Source organism: Bacteroides caecigallinarum, assembly GCF_016902295.1.
Lineage (GTDB): Bacteria > Bacteroidota > Bacteroidia > Bacteroidales > Bacteroidaceae > Phocaeicola > Phocaeicola caecigallinarum_A.
The window spans coordinates 1-4702 of sequence record NZ_JACJLQ010000068.1; the positions used below are offsets into that span (position 1 = coordinate 1).

The 4702-nt window shown below is 33.3% G+C and carries 6 protein-coding genes; all 6 read right to left on the minus strand.

Annotated elements, in window-relative coordinates:
* Positions 1–423: 423 nt before the first annotated feature.
* The 6 genes from H6A27_RS13790 to H6A27_RS13815 all read right to left on the minus strand — a co-directional run bounded on the left by H6A27_RS13790 (position 424) and on the right by H6A27_RS13815 (position 4495).
* Positions 424–765: a hypothetical protein gene (locus H6A27_RS13790; RefSeq protein WP_013616518.1), complete on the minus strand. Its 342-nt coding sequence runs from the start codon at positions 763–765 to the stop codon at positions 424–426.
* 64 nt (positions 766–829) lie between these two features.
* Complete coding sequence (locus H6A27_RS13795; protein WP_204509100.1) at positions 830–1579, minus strand: hypothetical protein; 750 nt, start codon at positions 1577–1579, stop codon at positions 830–832.
* Between the two features lie 86 nt (positions 1580–1665).
* Positions 1666–2589: a hypothetical protein gene (locus H6A27_RS13800; RefSeq protein ID WP_072544685.1), complete on the minus strand. Its 924-nt coding sequence runs from the start codon at positions 2587–2589 to the stop codon at positions 1666–1668.
* Positions 2590–2684: 95 nt separating this feature from the next.
* Positions 2685–3146 (minus strand): hypothetical protein, encoded by a 462-nt coding sequence (locus tag H6A27_RS13805; protein WP_204509101.1) that lies wholly within the window; start codon positions 3144–3146, stop codon positions 2685–2687.
* 72 nt (positions 3147–3218) lie between these two features.
* A complete protein-coding gene (locus H6A27_RS13810; RefSeq protein ID WP_013616527.1) occupies positions 3219–3845 on the minus strand; it encodes a DUF6630 family protein in 627 nt (208 codons plus the stop codon).
* 155 nt (positions 3846–4000) lie between these two features.
* A complete protein-coding gene (locus tag H6A27_RS13815; RefSeq protein WP_204509102.1) occupies positions 4001–4495 on the minus strand; it encodes a hypothetical protein in 495 nt (164 codons plus the stop codon).
* Positions 4496–4702: the final 207 nt, after the last annotated feature.

The window sequence follows — 4702 nt, forward strand, 5'->3', positions numbered from 1 at the left end:
CAGCGTAACAATCCGACATCATTTGAAAGTTAAATTCATCCCAATGGTTATGAACAAGTATTTCCTTTATTGCAGTAGGTATATTCATATATAATTGTATCTAATGGTTCAGCAGGGAACGGCTTGCCGTTACCCTGCATTGTTAGTGATATTTTTACCATAATTCTTCTGCGGAGAAATCACCTAAGAAGAAATATAGCAGCATAATGATACTGAACAAAATATACATGCCTATCGAAAAGCATACTATCAATATTATTTTCTTTCCGATACTGTACTTTTTTTTCCTAAACAAGAATAGCGAGAGTAAAATCGCTATGAGTATAATAGTTATTGCACATACAATCATATACCTATATATTTTGAATTTGTAAATTATGCTGTTATCACTAATGGGATAGCGGGGAACGCTGTCAAGCGTTATCACGCTTTGTTAGTAACTTTTTTCTGTTGTGAGTTATTAAGACGTTGAACAAGCATTTCCTTAAACTCTGTACTATTACATTCATTTATAAGTTCTCTGTATTCAAGAGAATTTATTTCTGAATACACAGACTCTATTAAATGTAACAATGTCCATTCTATTCCATATAAAGCAGTCGGCGGAAAGAGCTTGATTAAAATATGTGCTTCATCCCAAGTGATAGGCTTAACTATCTTGCATAATAAGTCTTCATATTCATAAATTAATTCAGCCGTTATTCGTTCGTCTGTTTCATTGGGCATAGCACCCATTAAAGCTAATTGTTCAACTTCTTTTCTCATAACAATGTTGTTACTAATGGCTAAGCGGGAAACGCTGTAAGCGTTATCACGCTTTGTTATAAACTCAATTTACTTTGCATGATTGGCTTTTATTTACCCACCATTCCTGTTTTTCCACTTCACGAGCCTTTTGTATCTCGTCCGTTGTCAGATTCTCATTGTGATAGGCATTATATAGATTTTCCCAACCATTCTTACGATATTTCGGTGATACAACCCATTCTCCTGCATCATTAAACAGGCAGAAGTTTGCTGGAGTATCTGGTATGATTTCATCTGCCCAGGAACAGACTTTTGTCAGCCCCTTTGCGGATTTCCACTTACCCCGATATTCAGATAAGTTCAATTTCAGTTCTGATATTTCATTTAGTCCTTTCTCTATTTGTTGTCCTCTCATCCGATAACCTTGCTTGAAAGAACCGGAGAATGTACCGCTATATCGTTTGTCTCCGTATTCCTCAAACGAGTAATGCCCGTATATGAAACCGTCCACTTCCGTATATTCACTTTTTATTATTTGAGAACAGGAAGAAATGCTATCTATACAAACCTTTCCCTTAAACGGACATATTACGGACAATCGGGTACGACTGATACCAATTATCTCATATTCTCTACTATCTATTTTCCGAGCATCGGTAATATGAATGTCAATTCGGCTACAATCTTCTCCTAATATGCCAATCATGCTTGAATTGTCAAACAAGCCAGAAAGGTCTTGCTGCAAAATATCCGCTTTGTGATTTTGTGGATAGGCTACTCCACAAAACCAAAAGAGTAAAAAGATACTGATATGGTATATTTTCTGTTTCATATTTTGCATTACTGTTTATAATGGTTTGGTGAGGAACAGCGTTTAGCTGTTATCTCGACCTTGTTATGAACTTTACTTATCACACATTATTCCAGATAATAATCAATTATAGATAGCCTCTTGTTTAACTGACAGTTAATAACATAATCAGGTAAAACATTTGGAGCCAAGAAAATGATTGTAATATATCCTTTGTCAACAATGATTTTATCAATAGACAAATCCCCACAAAGTAAGTTGGTTTGTTCCACAAGATCATGTTTGGAAACATTATCTGTTTGAGAAAACACATCTTTTGTTAGTTTCTTACTTAGTCGAATTTTCATTTTATCCAATTCTTCAGGTTTAAGAATAGATAGCCATTTATCTATTTCTGTCTGTGGACTATCTGGAGAGTATGCAAGTTCTACATTCAATTTTTTTCCTGACAAATCAACCTCAAAAATCTTATTGGAGGTTGATTTTTGCTCAGAAGATTCTTTTTTGCAATCAACAGATTGTAAGATATTATCTAACACTTCTGGGCTTGGCGCAACAAATGTTATTTTCTTATCTCCTTGTCGAATAAAAAAGGATGACAGACTTGTATTTATCCTTAATGTATATAAACAATATGTACCTCTAATCCAAATAGGGAAATAATCACGTATCTTCAAATAGTTAAATTTCCGTATTGAGTATGTATTTTTAGATTTTGTTGAAATCCATAAGGCTAATTCTATAAGTAGAAAATTAGAAGATTCTTCAAGAAAAAGATCCCCGTCATTATAGTAAACAGGAGGATCAAATAAATGTTTATCAGTATTCTTAATTAAATAAACATACTTATCATCGGCTCCAAATGAAAACATTATGCCATTCTCCCGGACAGACAAATCCATGAAACCTTCAAGCTGCAAATTATGAAGTATCATAATATTTTGCTCGCCATGCAACTTGTTAATATCCATTTGTGTGGAAATTGTTTGTAATAATGTGTGACAATGTTTTATAAAATCATTTGCTTCCATATCTTGTTTTTTAATTGTTCATAATGGTTAGCAGGGAACGGCTTGCCGTTATCCTGCGTTGTTAGCGAAATATTACTTGAAATTTTTTATCATATTTAGTTATAAATCAATTTGCATATACCTATTCCTACCAAGAACACCAATAGAGGAGAACAATATATCATCCATGCTGGGAGTATCTTGTTCCACATGTTACCTTTGTATTTCAAAAGTATAGCGGCTGTCCTTTTGCGAGTATATCGCAAAAAGAATGCGATAAAGCACAACATACCTACACCCACAAATATACTTTGTATCTGAATGGAAGTGAAGTTCTCTAATGAAAACCAATCATCTGTCAGTACTTTGTTAAAGAAGATACTGAAAAAGAAAAATATTATCATAGAAACCATGCCCAATAAGAGGCAGGCACTGAGACGTGCAGCTTCATTATGTTTTCGATAAACCACATATAACCGATAATACAGGTAGTCAAAAAAATAATACTTGTATTTTTCCCCTTCTCGCATCAGATTGTTTCGTGCGAAATGACTTATTGTTTCTTTTCTGTATCTCATCTTTCTGAAATTTTCGCTAATGGTTTGCAGCTTGCCACTGTTAAGTGGCACAGGTGCTTGTTAGCAACTACATTAATAATAAGTCTTTTCCATTTCTACAACTTCATTTGCATTTTCATCCCAAAAGAGTGTTCCACATACTTCGCACTTTTCATTTGCCATATTGCTTTCCTCTTCAATCAACATGTCATAACATGCAAAATCTTTACAATTAGGGCAGGTTATGGAAATAACCACTCGACCTTGCTTTTGCTCTAAAGTTGATAACTTCCAAAAATCAGATTTTATAGACTTTAGTTTTTTGGCATCTTTTTTATAAGCCACCAATATGTTATAAGTGTCATTTTCTAAGTCAAGCAATACAACTCTTGCCCCAAGCTTTTCCAATTGCTTATCAAAATAGGATAACGCAAATGGAATGAAATCACCTCGTTTGGGTTCTTCTATTTCTTGATTATATTTTTGATAAACTTCATCTTCGGACACAACCAATTGTACCCCCAACATTGATTGAAGTCTGTTGTTGAAGAAGTTATACAACATTCCTTGTCTATCTTCTCCACTCCAATCCACTATTAAGAGGAAATTTTTATCCACTAATTTATAGAACAGGCTTTCATCGTCTTTAATAGTCTGTACATTCATTTCCATAAGTTCTTTTTCTCCAAGAACTTTTGCGAGCATTGTTTTATAGTTCATATTTCTTATTTTTATTTGTTGCTAATGGTTTAGCGGGGAACGCTGTAAGCGTTATCACGCTTCGTTACCGATATTTTTTACTTATTTTGATATTATAAAATTTCGATGAAGAAATGAGATAAAGCAATTTACCCACCTTCTTTGATAGCCTATAATTACCATTGTTCATATTTTCTTCTACTTACTAATTTACCGTTTTTTATGTCCTCAAACCTTTCTTCAAGCAATGGGATAAAAGCAACGGCATTAAAATCAAGAAAGCGGTCTTTATATTTTAAAATAACCTCTTTGAAATATAGGAATATATCATCACAAAGTGCTTTTCTCGTCTCATCTTTAGATAAATCATCGTATTTATCTATTGTAAGCATTTGATCTATTATAAGTTTATCATCTTTTTTTAGGTATCTGTAAAATGATTTTAAATTGCCACCTTCTATATTTTCTGAAAGGAAAAATCTAAGAATTGCGCCAATTGTAATATGGCTGTATTGGGGATCAAGAGTAGTTAGTTTGGTCGAATTTGATTCTTGCCAATCAAAATCGTTTAGGCCATCTATAATATAGTCTAAAATTTTTTGATTTTTAAATGCTTTTTCGGGTGTTCTTCCTCCTTGTGATTGAAACGTAATTTGTAAAAATAGTCCCATGATGAAATTAATTTATTTGTTATTATCGGTAATGGTTTGGTGAGAGACAACGTTAAGTTGTTTTCTCAACCTTGTTATAAACTTATCTTATTCCTTTTAACTCCTCTTTCATTTTCTCTTTTAGGTAGAAGAACAACAAAACATGCCAACACAAGTCAAAGGAGAATACGGCTTCTTCCTTTCTCCCTAATGCCTGATAGAACTTAC

Excerpts from the sequence above, each read along its gene's own strand:
- H6A27_RS13790 (WP_013616518.1), bottom strand. The coding sequence starts at position 765 with ATGAGAAAAGAAGTTGAACAATTAGCTTTAATGGGTGCTATGCCCAAT.
- H6A27_RS13795 (WP_204509100.1), bottom strand. The coding sequence starts at position 1,579 with ATGAAACAGAAAATATACCATATCAGTATCTTTTTACTCTTTTGGTTT.
- H6A27_RS13800 (WP_072544685.1), bottom strand. The coding sequence starts at position 2,589 with ATGGAAGCAAATGATTTTATAAAACATTGTCACACATTATTACAAACA.
- H6A27_RS13805 (WP_204509101.1), bottom strand. The coding sequence starts at position 3,146 with ATGAGATACAGAAAAGAAACAATAAGTCATTTCGCACGAAACAATCTG.
- H6A27_RS13810 (WP_013616527.1), bottom strand. The coding sequence starts at position 3,845 with ATGAACTATAAAACAATGCTCGCAAAAGTTCTTGGAGAAAAAGAACTT.
- H6A27_RS13815 (WP_204509102.1), bottom strand. The coding sequence starts at position 4,495 with ATGGGACTATTTTTACAAATTACGTTTCAATCACAAGGAGGAAGAACA.